This window comes from Flavobacterium supellecticarium, from assembly GCF_004801375.1.
In the GTDB taxonomy this organism is placed as follows: domain Bacteria; phylum Bacteroidota; class Bacteroidia; order Flavobacteriales; family Flavobacteriaceae; genus Flavobacterium; species Flavobacterium supellecticarium.
Genome location: NZ_SSNZ01000011.1, coordinates 94,639 through 121,073 on the forward strand (window position 1 = coordinate 94,639; position 26,435 = coordinate 121,073).

Below are 26,435 nucleotides of genomic sequence, written 5' to 3' on the forward strand. Positions count from 1 at the left end.
ACGTTACAAATAAAAATTAAACATTAGAAGCGAAAATGTTAGTTATCAAAAATTTACACGCTAGCGTAGAAGATAAAGAAATATTAAAAGGGATCAATCTGGAAGTAAAAGCCGGAGAAGTTCACGCAATCATGGGACCAAACGGAGCCGGAAAAAGTACGCTTTCTTCGGTAATTGCAGGTCGTGAAGATTATGAAGTGACCGAAGGAGAAATCCTTTTGGAAGGAGAAGAACTGATCGAACTGGCACCGGAAGAAAGAGCGCACAAAGGGGTATTCTTATCCTTCCAGTATCCGATTGAAATTCCGGGCGTTTCCGTAACCAACTTTATGAAAACGGCGATCAACGAAACCCGTAAAGCACAAGGTTTGGAAGAAATGCCGGCCAATGAAATGCTGAAAATGATTCGTGAAAAATCCGAATTACTGGAAATTGACCGTAAATTCTTATCCCGTTCGTTAAACGAAGGTTTTTCGGGTGGTGAGAAAAAGCGAAATGAGATTTTCCAAATGGCAATGCTGGAACCGAAACTGGCCATTCTGGATGAAACGGATTCCGGATTGGATATCGATGCCTTGCGTATCGTTGCCAACGGAGTTAACAAACTGAAAAGTAAAGACAACGCTGTTATCGTAATTACACACTACCAAAGACTTTTGGATTATATCGTACCGGATTTCGTTCACGTTTTACACGATGGTAAAATCGTTAAAACCGGAGGAAAAGAACTGGCATTAGAGCTGGAAGAAAAAGGATACGATTGGATTAAAAACGAAAACTAGATTTCGGTATAACCGGTTGTTCCGGTTTTGAAACGCATAAACATGGATTTAAAAGAAAAACTGTTAGCCTCTTTTATGGCTTTTGAAGAACGCGTAGATGTACAGGCAACCCTGCACGACGTTCGTACCGAAGCTTTAAAGAACTTTGAAAATAAAGGTTTTCCAACCAAAAAGGAGGAAGCCTGGAAATATACGTCGCTGAATGCGGTTTTAAAAAAGGATTTCAGTGTATTTCCGAAAGAAGAAAGTGCTGTCGATTTTAAGGAGGTAAAAAAATATTTCCTGAATGACGTCGATACGTATAAAGTGGTTTTTGTAGACGGGGTTTTTAGTTCGTTTTTGTCATCAACAACACACGACGGACTGGATGTTTGTCTAATGTCATCGGCATTGACCAAACCCAAATACAAAATGATTATCGATACCTATTTTAATCAGGTAGCGAGTAAGGAAGAAAGTCTGACGTCTCTGAATACGGCTTTTGCCTATGAAGGAGCGTATATCAATATCCCGAAAAGTAAAGTAGCCGACAAACCGATCGAAATTATCTACTTTTCCACCGGAAACGAAGCCGCTTTAATGGTACAACCCCGAAATCTGATTATCGTGGGAGAAAACGCGCATGTTCAAATTACAGAGCGCCATCAGAGCTTAAACGAGAATCCGGTATTGATCAATTCTGTTACCGAAATCTTCGCGCACAAACGCGCTATTGTCGATTTCTACAAGATTCAGAATGATGTGCAAACCACAACATTGATCGATAATACCTATATTTCCCAAAAACAGGAAAGTATCGTTTCCGTACATACCTTTACTTTTGGTGGAAATATTACCCGTAACAACCTAAACTTCTATCACGAAGGAGAGCGTATTGACAGTACGTTAAAAGGAATTACAATTATTGGCGACAAACAACACGTCGACCACTATACTTTGGTACACCACGCGCAGCCAAACTGTGAAAGTCACCAGAATTACAAAGGTATTTTTGGGGACAATGCAACCGGTGTGTTTAACGGGAAGATTTATGTTGAAAAAGAAGCGCAGAAAACCGATGCTTTCCAGCAAAATAACAACATTTTGTTGAGCGATAAAGCGACGATTAACGCCAAACCGCAATTGGAAATCTTTGCCGATGACGTAAAATGCTCGCACGGTTGTACGATCGGACAGTTGGACGAAAATGCCATGTTCTATATGCAACAACGCGGAATTCCGAGAAAAGAAGCAAAAGCTTTATTGATGTATGCCTTTACAAGTGAGGTTACGTCAAGTATTAAAATACCGGAATTAAAAAACAAAATTGCCCGTATCATTGCCACCAAATTAGGGGTTAATATGGGATTCGATTTGTAATAAAAGACCAATATATAGAAATGAAAGCCTGACAATTTTGTCAGGCTTTTTTTTTGTTTAAAATACACATTTTGCGAATTTTAAGTGTTTTTATATAAGTATATTACGATTTTTATTGTTAATTTTAGTTGCAAGATGAAGAGGCTTAATGAAAATCTAATAAAAATCTAATGAGATAAATTAGCTTTTATTTGGGTGAAGGTGGAATTTTGTTGCAGAATTAGGATTCGTTGTTGAAGACAAATTTCAATACTGTTTTTATATGAAATTGAAACTATTGCTCATTTTTGCCCTCGTAGTTATGGCAAAAGACGTGGCGGTATCGCAAACGGTTTACGATATCAAAACGGCACTACAAACCGCAAAGGCCAATAACCGGGAACTCAAATCGGAACAACTCACCGTACAGGTGGCACAAGCCGACGTGGTTACAGCGAAATTACGGCCCAACCTTACGTTAAATAATCAGACACTACAATTGGCCGAATCGGCTCATTATGCGCCCGGGACCCAATGGAGTAATGCCCAGAACCGCCAGGTTTGGTGGCAGCTAACCAAACAGTTCCAGCTTCCGTCACAACGAAAAAATAAAATCGATGTGGCGAACAAAAGCGTAGCGGTTTCGGAAGCAACCTATAAGGATTTCGAACGCAATCTGCTTACCGATGTGGCGATGAAGTGGCTTGATGTCTGGTTGGCGCAAAAAAAATGGCAAACGGCTTTGATGGCCAAAAACAACTGGGATACGCTGGTTACGATCAACAAAAACCGATTGAAAAATCAGGTGATTACAACTACCGATTACAATCGTACCGAATTGGTGGCCAATCAATACAACCTGTTGTCGCAAACTTCAAAACAGGATTATCTGAACAAATTAAATACACTGAAATTCGCTTTAGGTGTGAGTAACGATATTGCAATCGCGTCTGATGATGCTGTCGAACTTTCGGCACTGCAAAACCAGGATCAGATGTTGCAAAATGCCATTGAAAACCGAAGCGATATCAACGTGCTGAAAAACAATGTGGAGATGATGAAAAGCAATATCTCCCTTCAGAAAAGTATGGCCTATCCGCAACCGGAATTGGGAGCGATTTATAATCCGCAAAACAGTGTCCCATATGTCGGGATATATGCGACAATCGATTTGCCTTTTTTCGACAGAAATCAAGGGGAAATCAAAAAATCACAGGTAACCAAAGACAAAGCCGAACAGGAACTGGCAACTTCTCAGGAGCGCATTAAAACAGAAATTGGGAATGCCTATGCCAGTTACAAACAGTTCGAACAGAATGCCGGAAATCTGAAAAAGATGAAAGAACAGTCGTATCAGATTCTAAGTAATGTGAAATACGCTTATATGCGCGGCGGAACCACTTTAATTGACTTTCTGGAAGCGCAACGTACCTGGTATGACAGTCAGGAGAATTATTACGAAGCGGTATACCAACACAAAGAAAGTTATATCCAATTACTATACACTACAGGTTTAATAAATCAAATTGCACAATAATGAAACGTGTTTTTTCAATTTTAGTTTTAGGGCTTTTGCTTTCCTGCAATTCCAAAGAGAAAAAGAAAGTAGAAGACCCACAGCCTCCGAAAGTAGAAAACGACGGAAGCCTTATCACGTTCAAGGATAAGAGTATTTTCAATCTCTTTAAAACCGAAGTAATCGGGAACGGTTCCTTAACCGGCGATTTGATGGCGGTGGGTCAGGTGGGTGCCACGGTACTCGGATCGGATTCCGGTAGTGCCAACAATATTGTGTTGTTCGAAAATCCCGAACTGGCTTCCAATTACACCCAATTGATCCAGCATCAGATTAATATCAAACAAATCAGTAATGTCAATATCAAACAACGTCAGATTGAGTTGGCCCGGGCAAAAGACCTGAATCAGCACGGTGCGATGACCGGTCAGGAGTTGTTAAATGCACAGACGGCGTTATCAATGGAGATGACCAATTTGTCGAACGAAAAAGCAGCGATTATCGAACACGAAGCCATGCTGAAATCGGCTGGATTTGATCCGGATTTGTTGCGAAGAGCACAAAAAGGGGCCGCGTATCTGGTGAGTGATATCCCGGAAAATCAAATCAGTAAGTTGAAAAAAGGGGATGCTTGTAGCATCCAGTTTACGGCTTATCCAAACGAAACCTTTACCGGAAAAATTGAAGCTATCGCCGACCGTGTGGATTTTACCACGCGTATGGTGAAACTGCGTATCGGATTAAATAATGCTGACGACAAGTTAAAAGTGGGCATGTATGCCAATGTGGCTTTCGGCTTAAAAAGCAATAATACGATTAGCGTACCCAAAACGGCTATCGTAACGGTACAAGGTAAAAACTATGTGTTTATACAGAAAAACGACTCTCAGTTTGAACGAAAAGAAGTACAGATGGGCCAACAGATTGGCGATCGGATTATCATCTTCGGCGGAGTTGATAGTGGAAGTAAAGTCGTAAAAGACGGAGTAATGCAGCTTAAAGGATTGTCATTCGGTTACTAAAAAGTTATACAAATGGTACAAGCTCAGATTTTTATTGATAAAGACGAATTGAGAGGCACGCGTCCTTTATACGAATTCATCTTATTGTTTCTGTTGGAAAAAAATATCGCAGGAGCAACCGCATTTAACGGGTTTATGGGCTTTGGAAAACACCAGAAGCTGAAACGGCCGAACCGGGAATTTTCTTTTGACGAAACACCGCTGGTGATCTCTTTTGTCGATACAAAAGAAAATGTGGAAGAAGCTATAAAAGAATTGCGAAACGTGTACAGCGGTGGATTAATTATCACACATGCTGTGGAACAATGGTAAAAAATGATTAAGAATTTACTTTTATTCTCACTTAGAAACCGATGGATTGTAGTGGGAATCAGTATCGCTTTGATGCTGGTGGGCTATTTTTGCTTTACGCAATTAAAAATTGAAGCGTATCCGGATATTGCCGATACCAATGTAATTGTTGTGGCCCAATACAAAGGCCGTGCTGCCGAAGAGGTGGAACAACAGGTTACGGTGGCTATCGAACGGGCGTTGCAAAATACACCGAACGTACTGGACAGAAGAAGCCGTACGATTTTCGGACTGGGGATCGTTCAGTTGACGTTTAAAGACGGAACAGACGATTATTTCGCCCGACAACAGGTTATGGAACGATTGGCAACAGCCGATTTGCCGGATGGTGTGGAAGTCGAACTGGCACCATTGTCAACTGCAGTTGGGGAGATTTTCCGTTATGTGGTGGAAGCACCGCCAAGTTTTACACCCATTCAAATCCGGGATTTACAGGACTGGGTGATCAAACCATATTTGCTGCAAACCGACGGTATTGCCGATATTACAACCTTTGGCGGACCGTTAAAACAGTTTCATATCCAGCTATCGCCTGAAAAACTGCGAAAATACGACCTTAAAATCTCCGATATCGAAGAAAAGGTGGTGGCCAATAATATCAACTCCGGAGGAAATACAATCGAACGTGGCGGACAGGCTTTTGCGGTTCGTGGACTCGGAGCGATTAAAAATGAAAAAGATATTGAAAACATCGTAATCAAAACGGCCAACGGACTTCCGGTTTTTATCCGCGATGTAGGTGAAGTGGAAATCATGCCACCACCGCCAAGTGGTGTTTTGGGCTATACGTTCCCGGACGAAAAAGTGGATGTGCACAATGGGGTGGAAGGCATCGTTTTGTTACGTCGTTACGAAAACCCAAGTGAGGTTTTAAAAGCCCTAAAACAACGTATTGCGGATCTTCAGGATCATGAATTGCCGGAAGGAGTGAAAATCCGTACGATGTACGATCGTAGTTTCCTGATAAATCATTCACTGGAAACTGTAGGGCATACCTTGTTCGAAGGCATCAGTATTGTGATCATTGTATTGATTTTTTTCCTTGGAAGCTGGCGAAGTGCCTTAGTGGTAGCGCTTACCATTCCGTTTTCGCTATTGTTTGCTTTTATCATTATGCGATTAACCGGTATTCCGGCCAACTTATTATCGTTGGGAGCGATCGATTTCGGGATCATCGTTGATGGTGCCGTGGTCATGGCCGAACACCTGATCAGGCGTTATAAAAAGGCCACCATCGAAGAGCGCAAAGAAGGAATTGTGAAAATCACCATGCTTTCGGCTCAGGAAGTGGGACGTGAGATTTTCTTCTCCGTGGCGATTATCATTCTGGCCTATATGCCTATTTTATTGATGACCCGTGTGGAAGGAAAACTGTTTTCTCCAATGGCGTTAACACTATCGTTTGCAGTAGTGGGTTCGATGTTGGCGGCACTAACGCTAATACCGGTATTAATCTCGTTTGTGTATAACAAAGTGGTTTCGAATACCGATTCGGAAATCAAGGAGCATAAAAATATCGTACTGGATTATCTGGATAAAAAATACAGCAAGCTACTGGGTGGGTTGTTGAACAATTATAAGAAAACGGTTTATATCGGAATGGCGGTGGTGTTTGTACTGATTGCTTTCGGAGCTCGTCTGGGATCGGAGTTTTTACCGGAATTGGACGAGGGATCGATCTTTATCCGTGGAAATTTCCCGGCAGGTATTTCGATTCAGGAAAACTCGACCTATTCGCCTAAAATCCGAAAAGTGATTTCCAAATATCCGCAGATTTCCTATATCATTACGCAGGCGGGACGAAATGACGATGGAACTGACCCGTTCCCGGCCAACCGTAACGAAATTCTGATCGGATTAAAAGATTATAAATTGTGGAGTGATACGATTACCAAAAAAGAACTGGTAAAAATGATCCGTACCGATCTGGAACATGCCTTGCCTAGCGTACGCTTTTCCTCCGGTCAGCCAATTATCGACCAGGTAATGGAAATCGTAACGGGTAGTGCGGCCGATTTAGCCGTGAGTATTGTAGGAGACGATTTGCAGTTGATGCGTTCCAAAGCCGATAGTATCGTGTCGATTGTCAATAAAATGAAAGGAAGTGCCGCGGTGAATATCGAACAGGAAGGGCCACAGGAACAGTTATCGATCCATATCGACCGTGAAAAAACCGCCCGTTTTGGAATTAATGTTTCCGATGTTCAGGATATTATCGAAGCCGCCATCGGTGGAAAAGCGATCACTACCTTGTACGACGGTGTAAAACGATACGATATCGTAGTGCGCTATTTGCCACAACATCGTGCGAATATCGACGAGATCAAATCCTTATTGGTGACGTCAACCAACGGTGCTTTAATTCCGATTGATCAGTTGGCGGATGTAAGCTTTATTCAGGGACAAACCAATATCTATCACTACAATGGGAAACGTATGATTACCGTACGAACCAATATTGTAGGACGCGACCAGGTGAGTTTTGTAAAAGAACTGGAAGGAAAAATCAACAAATCGGTTAAAGTACCAAAAGGCTATCAGATCATTTATGGTGGACAATATGAAAACCTGGAACGTGCCGGTAAACAATTATTACTAACGATTCCGTTAACGATTGGATTGGTGTTTATATTACTGTTCTCGCTTTATAAAAACTTTAAAGATACGTTGATTACGATGGCTTGTATCTTATTCGCCCTTGGTGGCGGAATCACAGCCTTGTTATTACGGGGTTATTACTTTAACGTTTCGGCAGGTGTAGGATTTGTATCAATATTTGGTATATCGGTAATGGCCGGAGTATTGCTCGTCTCGGCACTCAACAGGGCCAATGTAGGGATTTCCGGAGAAAGTTCGCGGGAGACGGTCGAAAAAGTCTCCAAAGAGCAATTGCGCGCAATCTTATCCATTCTGGTATTGGCCGTATTGGGATTGATACCGGCGGCAACGTCAACCGGAATCGGTTCCGATGTACAACGTCCGTTGGCTACGGTAATTATCGGAGGATTGTTAAGTACGCTGGTTTTTGCACCGCTAATCATTCCGGCCTTGTATTACTGGATTCACCCAACGAAGAAAATTTAACAGGAGATCTCAATTCTAAAGCCGTACCGATATGCGAGGTCGGTACGGTATACATAAAAAGGTTGTCCGCTTTTGGACAGCCTTTTTTGCTTTCCGGAAAGGCGTCCTTAAATCTGTCTTAATTTATGCGTCTTTTAAAGAAACATCCCGTAAATTTGCAAGGATTAAAAAAATGGAGGGACAGGTGATCCGCTTGTCTGCAATTCCATCTGACAAAAAACAGTAAAATCAGATGAAAAAACTAGATATTCAGGCCATAAGAGCCGATTTTCCAATACTTTCCCAAACGGTAAACGGAAAACCGCTGGTCTATTTCGATAATGGCGCCACCGCCCAAAAACCTAAAGTGGTAATCGATGCGATTACAAAATATTACCAGGAAATCAATGCGAATATCCATAGAGGAGTGCATACATTGAGCCAGTTGGCAACCGATGCGTATGAAGTTTCCCGTAATACGATTCAAAAACACCTGAATGCCAAACACAATCACGAGATTATTTTTACTTCGGGGACGACACACGGAATTAATCTGGTAGCCAATGGTTTTGCAGCACTGTTACAACCGGGCGATGAAGTGATGGTTTCGGCTATCGAACACCATAGCAATATCGTGCCCTGGCAGTTTTTATGCGAACGAACCGGAGCGAACCTGGTTGTGATTCCGATGAATGAAAAAGGAGAATTGATCCTTTCGGAATTCGACAGGTTGCTAAATGAAAAGGTGAAAATCATTGCGGTAAATCATATTTCCAACGCTTTGGGAACGGTAAATCCAATTGCCGAGATTATTGAAAAAGCACATCAGGTTGGTGCTGCGGTTTTAATCGACGGTGCTCAGGCGACGCCCCATTTACGTCCCGATGTACAGGAACTGGATTGTGATTTCTATGTGTTTTCCGGTCATAAGGTTTGCGGACCAACCGGAGTGGGAATTCTGTACGGAAAAGAAAGCTGGTTAAACCGACTACCGCCATATCAGGGTGGAGGTGAAATGATCAAAGAAGTTACCTTTGCAAAAACAACCTATGCCGATTTACCTCATAAATTTGAAGCCGGGACACCAAACATCGCAGGCGGAATCGTTTTAGGAACCGCAATCGATTATTTGAACGAAATCGGATTTGAAGCCATCGAAGCCTACGAACAGGAATTACTAGCCTACGGAACCGAAAAATTACTGGAAATTGAAGGCGTAAAAATATACGGAACCGGAGCGCATAAAGCTTCATTGATTTCGTTTAATATCGAAGGAATCCACCCGTATGATATCGGTACGATTGTAGACAAACTGGGAATCGCCGTACGAACCGGGCACCATTGTGCGCAGCCGGTAATGAATTTCTTCGATATTCCGGGTACGGTACGGGCATCGTTTGCGTTTTACAATACGAAAGAAGAAATTGATATCTTTGTAGAAGCTGTAAAAAAAGCAAAACAAATGTTATCCTAAAAACAAGCCTATGAGACTAGTAACCCTTTTAGCATCGGTTATTATTACCTGTACAGGATGTAACTGTACGAAGAAAAATATAGCCGGATCGACGGAAAAAGAAACCGAACTAACGATGAAACAGGAACAACAAAACCCGGTTTTTGAATATGATGCTTCATCAAGAGGGTTCTATCGAAAAATCGTACTGGACAATAAGGAGTTACGCGTGACCAGTAAAAGGGACGATATGAGTGAACCTACGGTGATCAAACTTTCGGATCAGGAGTGGAATGCTATTCTGGCCGACTTTAAAAAAGTAGATCTGAAAGCGGTGCCGGAATTAAAAGCACCTACCGAAAAAAGGTTTTACGATGGGGCTGCAATGGCCAATTTTACGATACAAACCAAAGACGGAACCTATACCGCGCCTACATTTGACCACGGATTTCCGCCGGCAGTGATTGAAAAAATTGTAAATAAGCTAAATGAATTAGCCGACAAAAAATAAGAAGATGACGATAAAAGCAATTCAGGAGGAGATTGTAGACGAATTCTCGATGTTTGAAGACTGGATGCAACGGTACGAATACATCATTGAACTGGGTAAAAGTCTGCCTCTCATTGAAGAACAGTATAAAAAAGACGAAAATATTATTAAAGGCTGTCAGTCGAAAGTATGGTTGTATGCGGAAGAAAAAGACGGAAATATCGTTTTTACAGCCGATAGCGATGCGATACTGACCAAAGGGATTATTGCCATCCTGATCCGTACCTTTTCGAACCAGTCGGCACAGGCTATTTTAGAAGCCAACACCGATTTTATCGATGAAATCGGATTAAAAGAACACTTATCACCAACCCGTGCGAACGGACTGGTGTCGATGATCAAACAAATTAAAATGTATGCTTTGGCGTTTCAGTCCAAAAATTAAAGGTTATGGAAGAATTTAACGATACTATAAATCTGGGAGAAAATGTGGTAAAAGTACTGAAAGGTATTTATGACCCGGAAATCCCGGTAGATATTTACGAATTGGGTCTTATCTATGATGTAATGATCAATGAAGACAACGACGTAAAGATCTTAATGACACTTACGTCACCAAACTGTCCGGTAGCGGAAACGTTACCGATGGAGGTAGAAGAAAAAATTAAATCCATTGATGCGGTAAAATCCTGTGAAGTGGAAATCACTTTCGATCCGCCATGGAGTAAAGACCTGATGAGCGAAGAAGCGAAACTCGAACTGGGAATGCTGTAATGGAAGAGATTGTAAACAGAGTCGCGAATAGTGTTTTGCAGGTTTTTGACCTGGAAGACTATTATCCCGAAGGGCCTCGTTTTTCCATTGATGTTTCGCAATGGCTTTACGAAGGTCTGGTACTGCGTGAAAAAGATTTCCGCGAACAGCTTAAAAACCATAACTGGGAGACCTATAAAGACGGTTTTGTGGCGTTATCCTGTAGCACGGATGCGATTGTTCCTGCGTGGGCATTTATGTTGATCACAGCTTATTTGGAGCCGGTTGCCAAAAATGTTTTCTGGGGAACGATTCCGCAAATGGAAATTGGATTGTATCAGGAGATACTGCAAAAGCTGGATTATAGCAGTTATCAGGATAAACCGGTGATTATCAAAGGATGTTCCCGTAAACCGGTTCCGCAGGAAGTCTATGTGCTGGCCACGCAAAAGCTGATGCCGGTTGCCAAAAGCATTATGTTTGGCGAAGCCTGTTCGGCCGTTCCGGTTTATAAACGCAAATAGTATTTGTCGGTTTTTACATAGTTTTTTGTGATTTTTTTATGATTTTTTGTTACCTTGTGTGAAACAGAAAATTCTACCTATGAGAAAAATTGCATTGACACTGCTTTGTTTTATCGGTACTATGGCCGTTCAAGCACAGGAACCCGTTCAGGATACTACAAAACACTGGACAACCAAAGGGAATATTTCATTCCTTCTTAACCAATCGGCCTTTAACAATTGGGTTGCCGGGGGAGAAAACAATATCGCCGGTAATCTGGGCGTGAATTACGATTTTAATTATAAGAAGGGTGACTGGTCCTGGGACAATAAAATTATTGCCGCCTACGGGCTTGTAAAAACGAAGAACTCTGCTTTTGAAAAGAAAACGGACGACCGATTGGAGTTAAACTCGCTATTGGGTAAAAAAGCATCGGGTTATTGGTATTATTCTGCTTTTTTAAACTTTAAAACGCAGATGACAAAAGGATATACCTATGGTACAGATGCCGACGGTGCCGAAACCCGAAGTGAATATACCAACTTTCTGTCTCCGGGATACCTGTCTTTTGGTCCGGGTATGCTTTGGAAAAAAAGTGATAATCTGAAAGCAAACCTTTCACCGGCGACTTCTAAGTTAACATTTGTCGACAAGAATTTTACCTTGCCCAATCAGGGTTATTTTGGTGTGGATGAAGGAAAAAGTATACGATATGAATTGGGTTTTAACGCATCGGCCTATTATAAGTTTAACCTGATGGAAAATGTATCGGTTGAAAATATACTAAACCTGTACTCCAATTATCTGGAGGATCCGCAAAACGTCGATTTGGATTATCAGTTAAATATCGTGATGAAAATCAACAAATATTTATCAACCAATCTGGCTTTCCAAACCATTTATGATGACAATGCTTTTAAAGGGTTTCAGATCCGTCAGGTATTGGGACTTGGAATCAATTACGGATTTTAAAATTTACATCTGACAGGGTTTAAAACCTGTCAGGTGTCGAATATAGAAGTGAAAATATAAAACAAAAGGCTGTCCACCGACAGCCTTTTGTTATTCCTCTTCCTTTTCAACAGCATCCTTATAATCGGGATACAGGAAATTATTATAAGGAAAGCGCGTAATGTGAATTGTTCGTACGGCTTCGTATACTTTTTCACGGAATTCCTCGAAATTTTGTTTACTGGTTGCCGAAATAAACAAGGCGTTGTTTTCGCCTACCTTCGACATCCAGGTGTTTTTCCACTCGTCCAATGTATAGTGTTTGGTTGTCCGTTCGGTAATCAGATCATCGGAGTCAATCGTCAGGTGTTTATAAGCGTCGATCTTGTTAAATACCATGATCGTTGGTTTATCAGCACTTTTAATATCCTGTAAAATCTGATTTACAGAGGCGATATGATCTTCAAAATCGGGATGTGAAATATCTACCACATGTAATAATAAATCGGCTTCGCGTACTTCGTCCAGCGTGCTTTTAAAGGATTCCACCAATTGTGTTGGTAATTTGCGGATAAATCCAACGGTATCCGATAACAGGAATGGTAAGTTCTTGATCACTACTTTACGAACGGTCGTGTCTAAAGTAGCGAATAGTTTGTTTTCGACAAACACATCACTTTTACCAATGGCATTCATTAAAGTCGATTTTCCTACGTTGGTATAACCCACTAAGGCCACGCGAACCATAGCACCGCGGTTGCTTCGTTGTACGGACATCTGACGGTCGATAGTTTTGATTTTCTCTTTTAATAAAGCGATACGATCCCTAACAATACGACGGTCGGTTTCAATCTCGGTTTCACCGGGACCACGCATACCAATACCACCTCGCTGTCGTTCAAGGTGTGTCCACATACCTGAAAGACGGGGTAGCAAATACTGACATTGCGCCAGTTCTACCTGTGTACGGGCATAGGATGTTTCGGCTCTTTGCGCAAAAATATCCAGGATAAGGTTGGTACGATCCAGGACTTTACAATCCAAAAGTTTGGAAATGTTTTTTTGCTGTGCCGGGGTAAGCTCATCGTCAAAAATCACGGTTTTAACGTCGTTATCTTTTATATAATATTGGATCTCTTCCATTTTACCGGTTCCCACAAATGTTTTGGGGTTGGGTTTGTCCATTTTCTGAGAAAAACGCTTCACCACTTCACCTCCGGCTGTAAAAGTCAGAAATTCAAGTTCATCCAGATACTCGCCAAGTTTTTCCTCACTTTGCTCTTTGGTTATGATTCCGACAATTACGGTTTTTTCAAAATTTATTACTTCTTTCTCTAACATTCTTTTCTATTAAAGTACAAAAATAAGCATTTCAGGATTAATCGGAATAAATTATTAAATCATAACTAAAGAAGCATTTTGCATTACAAACAGGTCATAAAATGATTTTTTTACCAAATGGATAGGATTTTTGTATTGCCTCACCAAATAAAATATTTAATGATGAAGAAAACGTTCCTGATGCTATTGATGATTATGCTTAATTCTATTTGTTTGTCTCAGGTTTTTCCGGAAGGATTTGAAGGAAGCTTTCCGCCTTCCGGACCGGAAGGAGCCTGGATCGTAACGCACAACGGAATAGGGATGGGACCGATGAACCGGAATATCTGGAAACAAACGCCTCTTATTACGAGTGTGTATAATCCACATTCCGGAAATTATGCTGCTATGGTCGAAAAAATAAACATAGGAGACGGCAAAACAGAAGAAGACTGGCTTATTGCGCCCAAAGTTGCCATTCCTGCCGGTGGCGAATTGTCCTTCTATATTTTGCATGGACGTGCCGGTGATCAGGGATCCAAACTCAAAATAAAGATTTCAAAAACATCTCAAACGGATCTGTCTTCTTTTACAGAAGTAGCTGAATTCTCAGAAAGTCAAATTGGTTCTGTTCCAGGGGTCTATAATAAGATGACGCTTACATTTAACGAACAACAGGTCACAGCAGATGAAATGGTTTACATCGCCTTTGTGCGCGTGCATGAGCAGACGGAAGGTGGTACTGGTGACCGCTTTTTGATTGATGATATCGAATTGAAATCTCCCTGTGTTACACCAACGGATATCAAGATAACGAATGTTACTGCCAATTCGGCAGTGCTGGCCTGGGCGCTTCCGGACAGTCCCGGAAAATGGGAAATCGAACTGATTGCTGCTGCTTCGCCACGATCCGAAAGTACTACTGTAACCCAAAACCAATATGCTGTCATAAATCTTGATCCTCAAACGACCTATCGCTTCAGAGTGCGGTCGGAATGTGGGGAAATGGCATACAGTGAATGGAGTGATTTCTATGCGTTTACTACCCTTGTGAATAATGACGAGTGTCGTAATGCTCAAACGATTCCTGTAAACGAAGATCAATCCTGTAATAAAGTAGTACCGGTATCTTTTTTAGGAACTACGATAACGGGATCCGATAGCTGTGTGCCGGATAATAATGGCGATATATGGTTTTCTTTTACAGCTACTCATGAAACGCATATGATTGATCTGATTAATTTTAAAGGAAATGCAAAACCGGTTGCCATAACGATGTATGAAGGAAAACAATGTGATCAAACACAACCAATATATTGTAATACCACTAATTCTTTACTGGCATTGGGATTGCGGATAGGGACTGTTTATACCCTCCGGCTGGCGGTTAGTAGTCCGCGTGGAAAAACAGCCTTTAGCTTTGATCTTTGTGTTAAGATACCGGATGTTGTCCAGAACAATGCCACAGATTGTCTGGTTTATACCGTAAATCCGGATTTTGAAAAGCCTTTACATCAGGTGAAATCAGCATATCCCCAACTTTATAATCAGCACAGTGTTCCGGGATGGAAAACAACAGCGGAAAATAACCATATAAAATTTTGGCATTCGGGTAATAATCGGAATATACAGGCTTATTCCGGAACTCAGTTTGTTGAAATTAACGAAACGGAAGGTTCGGATATATACCAGGATTACGCGACGGCAGTTCCTATTTCCTTTCGGTGTCGTTTTGTGCACAGAGGGCGGGATAATGAAAGTTCCTGTGCACTCTATGCCGGTCCGCCGGAAGGTCCGTTTGCTTTAGTTGTGATCGCTACAACAGGGAACAACGTCTGGAAGGAGTATGTCGGAACCTATGCTGTTCCGGAGAATCAGCCTGTAACCCGTTTTATTTTTAAAAACCAGTCAGGTAGCGGAAACCTTCTGGATGATTTTGAGCTAAAAGGTGATAATAGTATTGTTACACCAGGTCCTTTATTGTTAAATTGTGCCAACGCTTTGGCAAATGTCTCAGCAAAAGGGGAGGGTGTCTGGATGGCCGATACGAATAATCCCGGAACATCTACGATAGGGGATTACCATGCCAACAAAACTACGATCTCCGGATTTACAACAAGCGGAACCTATCGTTACTACTGGAAAACAGCACATTGTGTTGATATACTCGATGTGAAAATTGATAATGAGGATAAAACAACCCTTCTGACATTTAATCCGATCGGGCCAATTTGCCCGGGAGCAGCCGTTCCGAAATTACCCAGCCGTTCGAAAGAAGGAATAGCAGGTGCCTGGATGCCACCGGTAATCAGTAATGCTATTACGACGACTTATGTCTTTACCCCGTATGCCAATCAATGCGTAAAACAAGGTATTACAGCATCGCTTACAGTAGCAGTACAACCAATAGCGGTAACTGTTCTTAGTGATTGTATCAATGATGAAGTTGTGCTGAAAATACAACCAGAAGAAGGAAATACTTTTGATCTGACAAAGACTCATTTTCAATGGTTCTGCGATAAAAAAGGAAACGTAGGCAAAAATATGCCTGATTTTAATGTGACTCGTTATTGCCGGGATTGGATTAATGATGTTGCTTTTCCGATTGTTTTTACGGTTAAAGTTACTGCAGCAGGTAGCTGCTCCGTTACAAAAGAAATTGCCGTCGAAGGGCTGCGTTGTCAGATTCAAAAAGGGATCTCGCCCAATAGCGATAATTTGAACGACACTTTTGATTTAACGGGGTTTAGTGTCGAAAAACTAAGCATTTTTAACCGATATGGTACGGAAGTTTACAGTCATGGTGCAGGCTATACCAACCAATGGTTCGGACAATCCAAAAATGGCGGTGAGTTGCCGGATAGCACCTATTTCTATGTTATTGATTTGAAAAAAGGTGAAACAAAAACGGGTTGGGTTTATATCAGCAGAGAAAATAGATAATAACAGCAGAGAACGCCTGATCGTGTTAGGGGATTTATCCAGAAGTAGTATACCAATGAAGAAAATATATTTGACCGCCTTTTTAGCCCTGATCGGATTAAAAGAGGCCTCAGCACAACAAGACCCACATTATACACAATACATGTATAATATGAATGTCATCAACCCGGCGTATGCAGGTTCGAAGGAGACGTTATCTTTCGGCTTGTTATACCGCAAACAGTGGGTTGATCTTGAAGGGGCTCCGTCTACGGCTACCTTTTCCGGTCACAGTCCGGTAGGTAAGAATGTAGGATTGGGACTTTCGGTAATTTCGGACAAGATCGGTCCTGTGAAAGAGAATAATGTGTACGCTGACTTCTCCTACACCTTAAACCTTGGTGGTGAACACAAACTAGCTTTGGGATTAAAAGCGGGAGCGACTTTCCATAAGGTTGGGTTATTATCGGATGTAGGTCCGTATGTTCCGGATGCGAACGACCCTGCCTTTGCCGAGAACACCAGCCGAACGTTTTTTAACGCCGGAGCGGGATTGTTCTACTACACCAACAAATACTACTTAGCCGCTTCGGTACCGAACATGTTAAAGTCGACGTATCTGGATTATAACGGCCGTAAATTCGGAAGCGATACGCAACACTATTTTGTAACGGGGGGATATGTATTCGATTTAAGCGAGAATGCAAAATTCAAACCATTCTTTATGGTTAAATCCGCTTTTAATGCACCTACTTCGTTTGATATCTCGACCAATTTCCTTTTTTATGAGAAATTCGAAATCGGAGCGACCTACCGATTGGACGATTCCTTTGGCGCGATGGTTAACTATGCCATTTCACCAAGTGTTCGTATCGGATATGCTTATGATCATATCGTATCCGATTTAAAAAAAACTACGTCATCGTCGCATGAATTTATAATACTGTTTGACCTCTGTTTTTCTAAAAATGCATCCAAATCGCCCCGATATTTCTAACATTAAATAGCCTACAGTATGAAAAAAATGGTCTTCGCTTTTGTTGTCGCAATTATTAGTTTTAAAGTAGCCGCTCAGCATGGAAATACCTATATAGCGGATAGTTATTTTAACCGTTCCGAATATGCCAATGCGGCTGATGCCTATTTGGAAGTAATGGATAAAAGTCAGAGGAAAGAAAAAAATTATATATATAAACAACTGGCCGACAGTTATTACAATGTGCCGGATGCTCCTAAAGCTAATGAATGGTATGCTAAGGCAATCGCTCAAAAACAAGATGCCGAAACCTATTACCGTTATGCCGAGATGTTAAAGGTAGAAGGAAAATACGAGGAAGCTAGCAAACAAATGAAACAGTTTGTCAAAATGGCGCCCAGGGATCCGCGATCAATTGCTTTTAAAGAAAATCCAGACTATCTGACCAAATTAAATAATATCGTAAAAATGTTCGATCTGAAGCGATTGGATTTTAATAGCGATAAATCGGACTTCGGTGCGTTTTTAAGCAGTGATAATATACTATATTTTGCTTCAGCTCGTAACACTTCGCGTAAAATATACGGATGGAACAATGAGCCGTTTTTGGATTTATATGCTGTTGTTTATAATGCCAACGGAACCTTTAGTGAACCGGTGTTGGTAGATAATATCAACTCAAAATACCATGATGGACCGGCAACAATCAGTGCCGATGGGAATACGATGTATTTTGCCAGTGAGAGTTTTAAGAAGAGATTGTTTCATCGGAATAAAGTGAAAAAAATAAAACAAGGCCAGGTTAATTTGTTTAAAGCCACTAAAATAGACGGAAAATGGGGTGACATCAAGTCCCTACCGTTTAACAGTAAAGACTATTCTACCAGTAACCCAAGTTTGAGTAAAGACGGTAAAACATTGTATTTCTCCTCAAACATGCCCGGTTCAGTTGGTGGCGTGGATATCTGGAAAGTAGCGATCAACCCGGATGGTACTTATGGTAAACCTCAGAATCTGGGTAAAACAATCAATACTAAGGGAAATGAAAGTTTTCCGTTTGTGACAGACGATCATAAATTGTTTTTTGCATCTAATGGACATCAGGGGTTTGGTGGATTGGATGTTTACTGTGTCGATCTGGTTGGAGAAATGAAAGTTCATAATCTGGGAAAACCGGTAAATTCTGCGAAAGATGACTTTGCCTTTAGTTTTAATAAAGCAAAAAACATCGGTTTCGTTTCAAGTAATCGCCACGGATCGGATAATATTTACAGCATTATTCCGCTTGTTGTTTCCGAAAACACAATTCCGGAAGCGACTGAGACAGATTGGAAAGAAGAAAAAGAACCGGAAAAACCGATATTGTTTGTTGAGAACTCCGATCTTGTAAAAAAAGAGGTCGCAATTGGTGTCGATGGATTGGTGCAGGGAATCAGGTTGCCAGCCAAAGCGATGCTGAATCAATCGGACGATGCAAATGGGATTAGAACAACGGCATCCGAATCTATAGGTACAGTAAAAAAAGAAGATGCAATCGTTGCGGGTAATACTGATAATGCGCGTACAGACGTAACAGGTGAAAACGCAAATCATACCATTGCTGTCGGAGCAAAAGCATTGGATGATATTTATTTTGACTTTGATAAAAGTGTAATTAACGAGGCGGCGGCAAAAGAATTGGATAAACTGGTTCGAATAATGAACGAAAACCCGGAAATGGTTGTAATGGTAAGGTCGCACACGGACAGCCGCGGGAAACAGGGTTATAATTTAAAACTTTCGGAACAGCGGGCGGAATCAACGGTTCAATATGTAATTTCTAAAGGAATCTCCAAAGAGCGGATTTACGGGAAAGGATATGGCGAAAGCCTTCCTAAAGTGAACTGTCAGGATGATTGTACCGTCTGGAAACATCTTCAGAATAGAAGATCGGAATTTATAATTGTTAAGAAATAAATAATAAAATAATTTAACAATACTCAAAGAGCAGCCATATAGGTTGCTTTTTTTGTGAATTTTAACATATAACGTTAAGTTATTGCTAATTTTATTTTATATTTGGGGATTAAACTTATCAAAAATCATAGGATTAATTATGAAAAAAATTACATTATTAATTCTTATGTCATTATTGAGTTTTGTGAGTTATTCGCAAGTTTTTCCCGAAGGATTTGAAGGTGCTTTCCCACCGTCAGGGCCTGGAGGAGCTTGGGCTGTCTCCCATAATGGCATAGGAATGGGACCCGGTAATGCGAACCTGTGGGTGCGTACACCGCTAAATTCCACAACATCTCCTCCTCACACTGGCAACTATGCTGCCATGGTTGAAAGGGTGAACATCGGTGACGGGAACACCGAACAAGATTGGTTGATCTCTCCGTTGGTTACGGTACCAGCAAACGGACAGTTACGTTTCTACGGACTTCATGGCCGTGCGGGAGATCAGGGATCAAAACTTAAAATTAAAATATCAACTACGTCAGGAGCTCAGACTACCCTGGCAAACTTTACTATCGAAGTAGCGAACTTGACGGAAACTCAGGTGTCTCCTGTTGCTGGAGAGTACAGAGAGGTGGTTGTTAACCTGACGCCAGCTGTAGCTGCTAACCAGCAAGTGTATATCGCTTTTGTAAGAGAGCATACGCAAGTAGGAACCGCAGCAGACGGTGACCGTTTTGTGATTGATGATATCAACATGGTTCAGCGCTGTTTAGACCCTACCAATGGGGTGGCCAACAACGTTACAACAAACTCCGCTATATTGTCATGGACCAATCCAAGTGGTTCTACACAATGGGAAGTTGAATTAATTCCTTCTACGGATGCTTTTACCGGAACGGGACAGATTGTTAACTCAAATCCGTATACGGCTACTACAACTGCAACCGGTGCGCCTATAGCACCTGGAACTGTTTACCAATATAAAGTACGATCAATATGTACTGGTGGCGTACCTAGTGATTGGGCAGGACCTTTCTATTTTACAACGGTAACTTTAGGACAGACCTGTGCAGCACCGATAACGATAAACCAATTACCGTATTCAACTACCGATAATACCAGTAACTACGGAAATAATATTACCGGTAGTCAGGGAACAACGGGCTGTGGTACCACAACAAACTACTTAACAGGTAATGACGTAGTGTATGCTTATACCGCTACATTTACCGGAAACATTGATATTTCGATGACCCCTACGGCAACGTATTCGGGTATTTTCGTATATAATAACTGTGCTAATATCGGAACAAGCTGTTTGGCAGGTATCGGAAACTCGAACTCCAATATCAGAAACATTCCTAACTTCCCGGTAACGGCAGGAACAACCTATTATTTTGTTATCTCTACAAATGCAGCGCCGCAAACAACGGGATATACTTTAGTAATTCAGCGTGTAACCTGTACACCTCCGGGTGCTTTGGCAGTTGCAGGAATTACAATGAACTCGGCTAACTTAAGCTGGAGTAATCCTAGTTCTGGTACAGAATGGGAAGTTGTTGTTCAGGCATTAGGTGCAGGAATTCCTCAGGGAGCTGGAACAGCGGTAACCACAGGGCCGGCTTATGCTGCTACTACTACTGTAACGGGTACGCCTTTAGCGTCTGGAACAGATTATGAATACTATGTAAGAGTAAAATGTCCGGATGGATCTTTTAGCCAGTGGTCTGGACCAAAACCATTCAAAACATTACCAAACTACTGTGCGGGAGATCATTTCTTTGATCCGGGAGGACCTAATGGACAGTATGCTAATAGTGCTAACGTAACAACAACTATTTGTCCTACAAACCCAGGAGATATCGTTACCGTTACTTTTAACTCGTTTGACACAGAGTCAGGATACGATTTCGTTCGTGTTTATAACGGACCAAATGCTACGTCTCCATTATTAGGAACTTACTCTGGAAACTTAACAGGTGCTAACCTTCCTGGACCTTTTGAGTCATCAGGACCTGGTGCTTGTTTAACGTTTGTATTTACTTCAGATGGTAGTGGAATTCGTGACGGTTGGGATGCTACAGTAACTTGTGCGCCACCACCAACTTGTCCGAAACCAAAAAACTTAGCAGTATCTAATATTACGGCTCATTCGGCTCAGTTAAACTGGTTGGAGTCTGGAACAGCTACAAGTTGGGTTGTAATCGCAGTACCTGCTGGTACACCAAACCCGAACAGTAACCCAATTCCTGGAACAGCAATTACGGCTACGGTAACTACACCGCCACCGTATGTGTTAAACGGATTGAGTTCAAATACGGATTATGATTATTATGTAAGAGCAGTTTGTAGTCCAACGGATTCCAGTACATGGGCAGGACCTAGAAACTTTAAGACACAGCCAGACTTCTGTGCTGGCGACCATTTCTTTGATCCGGGAGGACCTAATGCACAGTATGGAAACAATGCTAACGTAACAACAACAATCTGTGCGCCAACGCCTGCAGATATCGTTACCGTTACTTTCCTTAACTTTAATACGGAGTCAGGATACGATTTCGTTCGTGTATATAACGGACCAAATGCTACGTCTCCATTATTAGGAACTTATTCTGGAGCTTTAACCGGAGCAAACTTACCAGGCCCTTTTGAATCTAATGTGGGTGGATGTTTAACTTTTGTATTTACTTCAGATGGAAGTGGAACACGTGACGGATGGGAAGCTACAGTAACATGTGGACCACCACCAACATGTCCGAAACCGAAAAACTTTGTAGCGTCTAACCCTACGATGAACTCGGTTCAGTTAAACTGGCTTGAAGCCGGAACGGCAACTAGCTGGATTGTAATGGCAGTTCCAACAGGAACTCCAGATCCAAATACAAACCCAATCCCTGGAACAGCAATTACGGCTACGGTAACTACACCACCACCGTATGTATTAGGAGGATTGACTTCGAATACAGAATATGATTTCTATGTAAGAGCGGTTTGTAGTCCAACGGATTCCAGTACATGGACAGGCCCTAGAACACTTAGAACATTACCGAATTACTGTGCCGGTGATCATTTCTATGATCCGGGAGGACCTAATGGACAGTACGGAAACAGTGCTAACGTAACGACTACTATCTGTCCGGCGAACCCGACTGATATGGTTACTGTTACATTCAATAGTTTCAATACTGAAGCTGGATATGACTTTGTACGTGTGTATGAAGGAACAGGAACAACAGGTACATTATTAGGTACTTATGCAGGTGATTTAACAAACAACCTACCTGGCCCATTTGAGTCAACTGTAGGTGGATGTTTAACATTTGTATTTACATCTGACGGAAGTGGCGTACGTGACGGATGGGATGCTACAGTAACATGTGCACCACCACCAACATGTCCGAAACCGAAAAATTTATCTGCTGCTAATATGACACAAACGTCTGCCGATCTAAACTGGCAGGAAATGGGTACAGCTACACAGTGGGAAGTGATTGTATTACCAGCAGGTTCTGCACCACCAGCCCCTGGAGATACTGGGGTAATCGTAAATACACCACCACCATTTACATATAGTGGACCACCGGCATTGTTGCCAGGAAGACCATATGATTTCTATGTGAGAGCTATTTGTAGCCCTACCGATAGTAGTGCTTGGTCGATTAAAGGAACATTCCGTACGTTAATTTCGAATGACGAATGTACTGCACCAATTCACGTACCGGTAAATGAAGATTCACTTTGTGGTCAGACAACACCGGGAACATTAGCGGGAGCAACAGCTTCAGCTTTACCAAACACTTGTGGTGGTAACCCGAATGATGACGTTTGGTTTGAATTTACAGCGACACATACACAACACTATATCGCGTTGTTAAATACTACTTCAACTGGTTTAAATACAGATAATATGTATCACTCGGTATACAGTGCATGTGGTGGTACACCAATTGTATGTAGTGATCCGAATAACAGTCTTGTAAACGGTTTAGTACCGGGACAAAACTATTTGATCCGTGTATATAGTAATGCAGCAACAGCACAAAGCTTCACATTTAACCTTTGTGTGGGTACAGTTATTACTTGTGCCGATGCGCAAGCATTCTGTGCGAACAATACATCACCATCAATTACCTTCCCAGGTTCTATCGGGGTGCCAAACTTAGGAACAGTAGCGTGTTTAACAACAACGCCTAACCCAACTTGGTATTTCTTACAAGTACAACAATCAGGAAACTTACAGTTCCAGATTTCTCAAACCAGTACTACAGGACAAGGAATTGACGTGGATTTCATTGCATACGGTCCGTTTACTTCACCTACAGCAGGTTGTGGTAACCTTGGCCCTAACGTAGGATGCAGTTATAGTTCCGCATCAGTTGAGAACTTTAATATTCCGAATGCTATATCAGGTCAATATTATTTGATTGAGATTACGAATTATAACGGTAGTGCGGGTAATATTACTTTAGCACAAACCAACCAGGGTCAGTCAGGTGCCGGTTCTACGAACTGTGACATCGTTTGTACGGTTGATTTAGGTCCGGATAAGATTTTATGTGGACAAACATCATACACGTTAGATGCTGGAATTGTAAATGCAACTACTTATACTTGGTATAACGGAACGAACGTTATCCCTGGTGCTACTGGTCAGACATTAACCGTTACTCAGTCAGGTACATATAGTGTAGTGGTTACAAAACCATCATGTTCAAACAACCCTACGGATAGCGTAAACATTACTTTCGGACCAACTATTAATCAGGTTACAATGCCGGATTATAAAGTTTGTGACGATATATCTAACGATGGATTAGCGGATTTCGATTTGTCAACATTAACCCCTCAGGTTGTTGCAGGACAGAACCCGGCGTTTACGTATAATGTAACATACCATGCTTCATCAGCTGATGCTACTGCCGGAGTAAATCCAATTGACGCAACTGTTCCTTATAACAGTAACACGAAAACAATTTACATCCGTGTTGAAGGAGCAAATAGTGCTACATGTTTCGGTGTGATTCCGGTGAACCTGGTTGTGAAACTAATGCCAATCGTAACGATGCCGGCTACATATTCTGTATGTACCGGAAGTGTAACGATCATTGGAACACCTCAAAATTATACTGCTGCTAATAATCCAACGTATACATGGTACTTCGGTACAACTGTTATCGCTGGTGAAACAACTGATCAAATAACAGTATCACAACCGGGTACTTATACATTAGAAGTAACAGTAGACGGATGTACCAACTCTGTTAGTACAGTTGTAACGAACGACGGTGTTACCGTTACTGCTCCGGACGATGTAACCGTTTGTGGATCGTATACCTTACCAACATTAACAGCTGGTACTTACTATACAGGTTCTGGTGCTACAGGTACAGTATTAAATGCAGGTGATGTTATTACATCAACACAAACAATTTATGTATACTTACAGTCTACGGTTAACCCTAGCTGTTATGCAGAAGATAGTTTTAATGTGAATATTACAACTAACATCGTTGCTCCGGTAATTCCAAGTGCGACAGTTTGTGATAGCTATACATTACAACCGTTACCTTCGTTCGCGAATTACTATACCGGTACTGGTGGAACAGGAACATTGTTAACAGCTGGTTCTACAATTACAACGTCACAAACAATCTATGTATATGCGAAGTCGGGTGTTGCACCAAACTTCTGTACAGATGAAAGTAGTTTTGTAGTAACCATCCAAACAGCAACTGCTGATGCTCCGGAAAACGTAGCTTCTTGTGGAGCGTATACTTTACCAGCATTGTCTGCTAATAATAACTACTACACTGGCCCAGGTGGTACAGGTACGATGTTAAATGCAGGTGATCCTGTTAATGGAACTACAGTATTGTATGTATATACAAGTACTTCTGCTGGATGTAATGACGAGAATAGCTTCACGGTAACGATCTACAATACACCTACGGTTGCAACATTACCAGATGTAACGGTAGAATGTGAAGGCTATACATTACCGGCATTACCAGCAGGAAATGCATACTATACAGGTACTGGTGGAACAGGAGCTCAGTTACAAGCTGGACAGGTAGTATCGACTACTCAAACAGTTTACATCTTTGCTCAAACCGGAACAGGTTCAGCAATTTGTACAAACGAAAGTAGTTTCGAGATTTCTGCTTCATGTGTGATTCCGAGAGGTATTTCACCAAACAATGACGGATTAAATGATACTTTCGACCTGTCTAATTTCGAAGTAGAAAAACTAAGCATCTTTAACCGTTACGGTACTGAAGTTTACAGCCATGGTACAGGTTATACTAAGCAATGGTTTGGACAATCGAAAGGCGGAAGCGAATTACCGGACGGAACGTATTTCTATGTTATCGAGTTAAAAGGTGGGGATACTAAAACCGGATGGGTTTATATCAGCAGAGAGAAATAAGCAGTAACATTATATAAAGTCCTGCCTGAGTGATCGGGCAGGGACTTTATTTACAAACAGTATACCAATGAAGAAAATATATTTGACCGCCTTTTTAGCCCTGATCGGATTAAAAGAGGCCTCAGCACAACAAGACCCACATTATACACAGTACATGTATAATATGAATGTCATCAACCCGGCGTATGCAGGTTCGAAGGAGACCTTGTCCTTTGGATTGTTATACCGCAAGCAGTGGGTTGATCTTGAAGGGGCTCCGTCTACGGCTACCTTTTCCGGTCACAGTCCGGTAGGTAAGAATGTAGGATTGGGACTTTCGGTAATTTCGGACAAGATCGGTCCTGTGAAAGAGAATAATGTGTACGCTGACTTCTCCTACACCTTAAACCTTGGAGGAGAGCACAAGCTAGCTTTGGGATTAAAAGCGGGTGCGACTTTCCATAAAGTAGGACTACTATCGGATGTAAGTCCGTATGTTCCGGATGCGAATGACCCTGCTTTTGCCGAGAACACCAGCCGAACGTTTTTTAACGCCGGAGCGGGATTGTTCTACTACACCAACAAATACTACTTAGCCGCTTCGGTACCGAACATGTTAAAGTCGACGTATTTGGATTATAACGGAC

18 protein-coding genes are annotated in these 26,435 nt (G+C 41.6%); 17 read left to right on the forward strand and 1 reads right to left on the reverse strand.

Going from position 1 to position 26,435, the window contains the following annotated elements:
* Positions 1 to 35 precede the first annotated feature (35 nt).
* The 12 genes from sufC (at position 36) to E6C50_RS16705 (ending at position 12,244) form a co-directional block, all read left to right on the forward strand.
* On the forward strand, positions 36 to 782 hold the full coding sequence (gene sufC, locus E6C50_RS16650) for a Fe-S cluster assembly ATPase SufC (protein WP_136404375.1): 747 nt from the start codon (positions 36 to 38) through the stop codon (positions 780 to 782).
* A gap of 42 nt (positions 783 to 824) precedes the next feature.
* A complete protein-coding gene (sufD, locus tag E6C50_RS16655) occupies positions 825 to 2,141 on the forward strand; it encodes a Fe-S cluster assembly protein SufD (protein WP_136404376.1) in 1,317 nt (438 codons plus the stop codon).
* A 262-nt stretch (positions 2,142 to 2,403) separates the two neighbouring features.
* Positions 2,404 to 3,657 (forward strand): TolC family protein, encoded by a 1,254-nt coding sequence (locus tag E6C50_RS16660; RefSeq protein ID WP_136404377.1) that lies wholly within the window; start codon positions 2,404 to 2,406, stop codon positions 3,655 to 3,657.
* Entirely contained in the window at positions 3,657 to 4,658 is a 1,002-nt protein-coding gene (locus tag E6C50_RS16665) for an efflux RND transporter periplasmic adaptor subunit (RefSeq protein WP_136404378.1), read from the forward strand. The genes E6C50_RS16660 and E6C50_RS16665 overlap by 1 nt, the downstream gene beginning before the upstream one ends.
* 12 nt (positions 4,659 to 4,670) lie before the next feature.
* Positions 4,671 to 4,970, forward strand: a complete 300-nt coding sequence (locus E6C50_RS16670; RefSeq protein WP_136404379.1) for a DUF190 domain-containing protein — start codon at positions 4,671 to 4,673, stop codon at positions 4,968 to 4,970.
* A gap of 3 nt (positions 4,971 to 4,973) precedes the next feature.
* A complete protein-coding gene (locus E6C50_RS16675; protein ID WP_136404380.1) occupies positions 4,974 to 8,093 on the forward strand; it encodes an efflux RND transporter permease subunit in 3,120 nt (1,039 codons plus the stop codon).
* 232 nt (positions 8,094 to 8,325) lie between these two features.
* Positions 8,326 to 9,546 (forward strand): aminotransferase class V-fold PLP-dependent enzyme, encoded by a 1,221-nt coding sequence (locus E6C50_RS16680; protein ID WP_136404381.1) that lies wholly within the window; start codon positions 8,326 to 8,328, stop codon positions 9,544 to 9,546.
* A gap of 10 nt (positions 9,547 to 9,556) precedes the next feature.
* Positions 9,557 to 10,036, forward strand: a complete 480-nt coding sequence (locus tag E6C50_RS16685; RefSeq protein WP_136404382.1) for a hypothetical protein — start codon at positions 9,557 to 9,559, stop codon at positions 10,034 to 10,036.
* Positions 10,037 to 10,040: 4 nt separating this feature from the next.
* Positions 10,041 to 10,460 carry a SufE family protein gene (locus E6C50_RS16690; RefSeq protein ID WP_136404383.1) on the forward strand — a complete coding sequence of 140 codons (420 nt, stop codon included), beginning with the start codon at positions 10,041 to 10,043 and terminating at the stop codon, positions 10,458 to 10,460.
* A 5-nt stretch (positions 10,461 to 10,465) separates the two neighbouring features.
* Positions 10,466 to 10,789, forward strand: coding sequence for an SUF system Fe-S cluster assembly protein (locus tag E6C50_RS16695; protein WP_136404384.1), 324 nt, complete (start codon positions 10,466 to 10,468; stop codon positions 10,787 to 10,789).
* Complete coding sequence (locus E6C50_RS16700; RefSeq protein WP_136404385.1) at positions 10,789 to 11,292, forward strand: DUF2480 family protein; 504 nt, start codon at positions 10,789 to 10,791, stop codon at positions 11,290 to 11,292. Before E6C50_RS16695 ends, E6C50_RS16700 begins: the two co-directional genes overlap by 1 nt.
* A gap of 79 nt (positions 11,293 to 11,371) precedes the next feature.
* Positions 11,372 to 12,244 (forward strand): DUF3078 domain-containing protein, encoded by an 873-nt coding sequence (locus E6C50_RS16705; protein ID WP_136404386.1) that lies wholly within the window; start codon positions 11,372 to 11,374, stop codon positions 12,242 to 12,244.
* 90 nt (positions 12,245 to 12,334) lie between these two features.
* Here E6C50_RS16705 and hflX read toward each other — a convergent pair whose 3' ends face one another.
* Positions 12,335 to 13,564 (reverse strand): GTPase HflX, encoded by a 1,230-nt coding sequence (gene hflX / locus E6C50_RS16710; RefSeq protein WP_136404387.1) that lies wholly within the window; start codon positions 13,562 to 13,564, stop codon positions 12,335 to 12,337.
* Positions 13,565 to 13,723: 159 nt separating this feature from the next.
* Here hflX and E6C50_RS16715 point away from each other — a divergent pair, with 159 nt between their 5' ends.
* From E6C50_RS16715 to E6C50_RS16735, 5 genes are all read left to right on the forward strand, one after another.
* On the forward strand, positions 13,724 to 16,486 hold the full coding sequence (locus E6C50_RS16715) for a T9SS type B sorting domain-containing protein (protein WP_168732845.1): 2,763 nt from the start codon (positions 13,724 to 13,726) through the stop codon (positions 16,484 to 16,486).
* Positions 16,487 to 16,541: 55 nt separating this feature from the next.
* A complete protein-coding gene (locus E6C50_RS16720; RefSeq protein WP_136404389.1) occupies positions 16,542 to 17,462 on the forward strand; it encodes a PorP/SprF family type IX secretion system membrane protein in 921 nt (306 codons plus the stop codon).
* Between the two features lie 18 nt (positions 17,463 to 17,480).
* Positions 17,481 to 19,397: an OmpA family protein gene (locus E6C50_RS16725; protein WP_136404390.1), complete on the forward strand. Its 1,917-nt coding sequence runs from the start codon at positions 17,481 to 17,483 to the stop codon at positions 19,395 to 19,397.
* 139 nt (positions 19,398 to 19,536) lie between these two features.
* Positions 19,537 to 25,809 carry a fibronectin type III domain-containing protein gene (locus tag E6C50_RS16730; RefSeq protein ID WP_136404391.1) on the forward strand — a complete coding sequence of 2,091 codons (6,273 nt, stop codon included), beginning with the start codon at positions 19,537 to 19,539 and terminating at the stop codon, positions 25,807 to 25,809.
* A gap of 67 nt (positions 25,810 to 25,876) precedes the next feature.
* A partial coding sequence (locus E6C50_RS16735) for a PorP/SprF family type IX secretion system membrane protein (protein ID WP_136404392.1) occupies positions 25,877 to 26,435 on the forward strand: 559 nt, incomplete at its 3' end.

Excerpts from the sequence above, each read along its gene's own strand:
- sufC (WP_136404375.1), top strand. The coding sequence starts at position 36 with ATGTTAGTTATCAAAAATTTACACGCTAGCGTAGAAGATAAAGAAATA.
- sufD (WP_136404376.1), top strand. The coding sequence starts at position 825 with ATGGATTTAAAAGAAAAACTGTTAGCCTCTTTTATGGCTTTTGAAGAA.
- E6C50_RS16660 (WP_136404377.1), top strand. The coding sequence starts at position 2,404 with ATGAAATTGAAACTATTGCTCATTTTTGCCCTCGTAGTTATGGCAAAA.
- E6C50_RS16665 (WP_136404378.1), top strand. The coding sequence starts at position 3,657 with ATGAAACGTGTTTTTTCAATTTTAGTTTTAGGGCTTTTGCTTTCCTGC.
- E6C50_RS16670 (WP_136404379.1), top strand. The coding sequence starts at position 4,671 with ATGGTACAAGCTCAGATTTTTATTGATAAAGACGAATTGAGAGGCACG.
- E6C50_RS16675 (WP_136404380.1), top strand. The coding sequence starts at position 4,974 with ATGATTAAGAATTTACTTTTATTCTCACTTAGAAACCGATGGATTGTA.
- E6C50_RS16680 (WP_136404381.1), top strand. The coding sequence starts at position 8,326 with ATGAAAAAACTAGATATTCAGGCCATAAGAGCCGATTTTCCAATACTT.
- E6C50_RS16685 (WP_136404382.1), top strand. The coding sequence starts at position 9,557 with ATGAGACTAGTAACCCTTTTAGCATCGGTTATTATTACCTGTACAGGA.
- E6C50_RS16690 (WP_136404383.1), top strand. The coding sequence starts at position 10,041 with ATGACGATAAAAGCAATTCAGGAGGAGATTGTAGACGAATTCTCGATG.
- E6C50_RS16695 (WP_136404384.1), top strand. The coding sequence starts at position 10,466 with ATGGAAGAATTTAACGATACTATAAATCTGGGAGAAAATGTGGTAAAA.
- E6C50_RS16700 (WP_136404385.1), top strand. The coding sequence starts at position 10,789 with ATGGAAGAGATTGTAAACAGAGTCGCGAATAGTGTTTTGCAGGTTTTT.
- E6C50_RS16705 (WP_136404386.1), top strand. The coding sequence starts at position 11,372 with ATGAGAAAAATTGCATTGACACTGCTTTGTTTTATCGGTACTATGGCC.
- hflX (WP_136404387.1), bottom strand. The coding sequence starts at position 13,564 with ATGTTAGAGAAAGAAGTAATAAATTTTGAAAAAACCGTAATTGTCGGA.
- E6C50_RS16715 (WP_168732845.1), top strand. The coding sequence starts at position 13,724 with ATGATGAAGAAAACGTTCCTGATGCTATTGATGATTATGCTTAATTCT.
- E6C50_RS16720 (WP_136404389.1), top strand. The coding sequence starts at position 16,542 with ATGAAGAAAATATATTTGACCGCCTTTTTAGCCCTGATCGGATTAAAA.
- E6C50_RS16725 (WP_136404390.1), top strand. The coding sequence starts at position 17,481 with ATGAAAAAAATGGTCTTCGCTTTTGTTGTCGCAATTATTAGTTTTAAA.
- E6C50_RS16730 (WP_136404391.1), top strand. The coding sequence starts at position 19,537 with ATGAAAAAAATTACATTATTAATTCTTATGTCATTATTGAGTTTTGTG.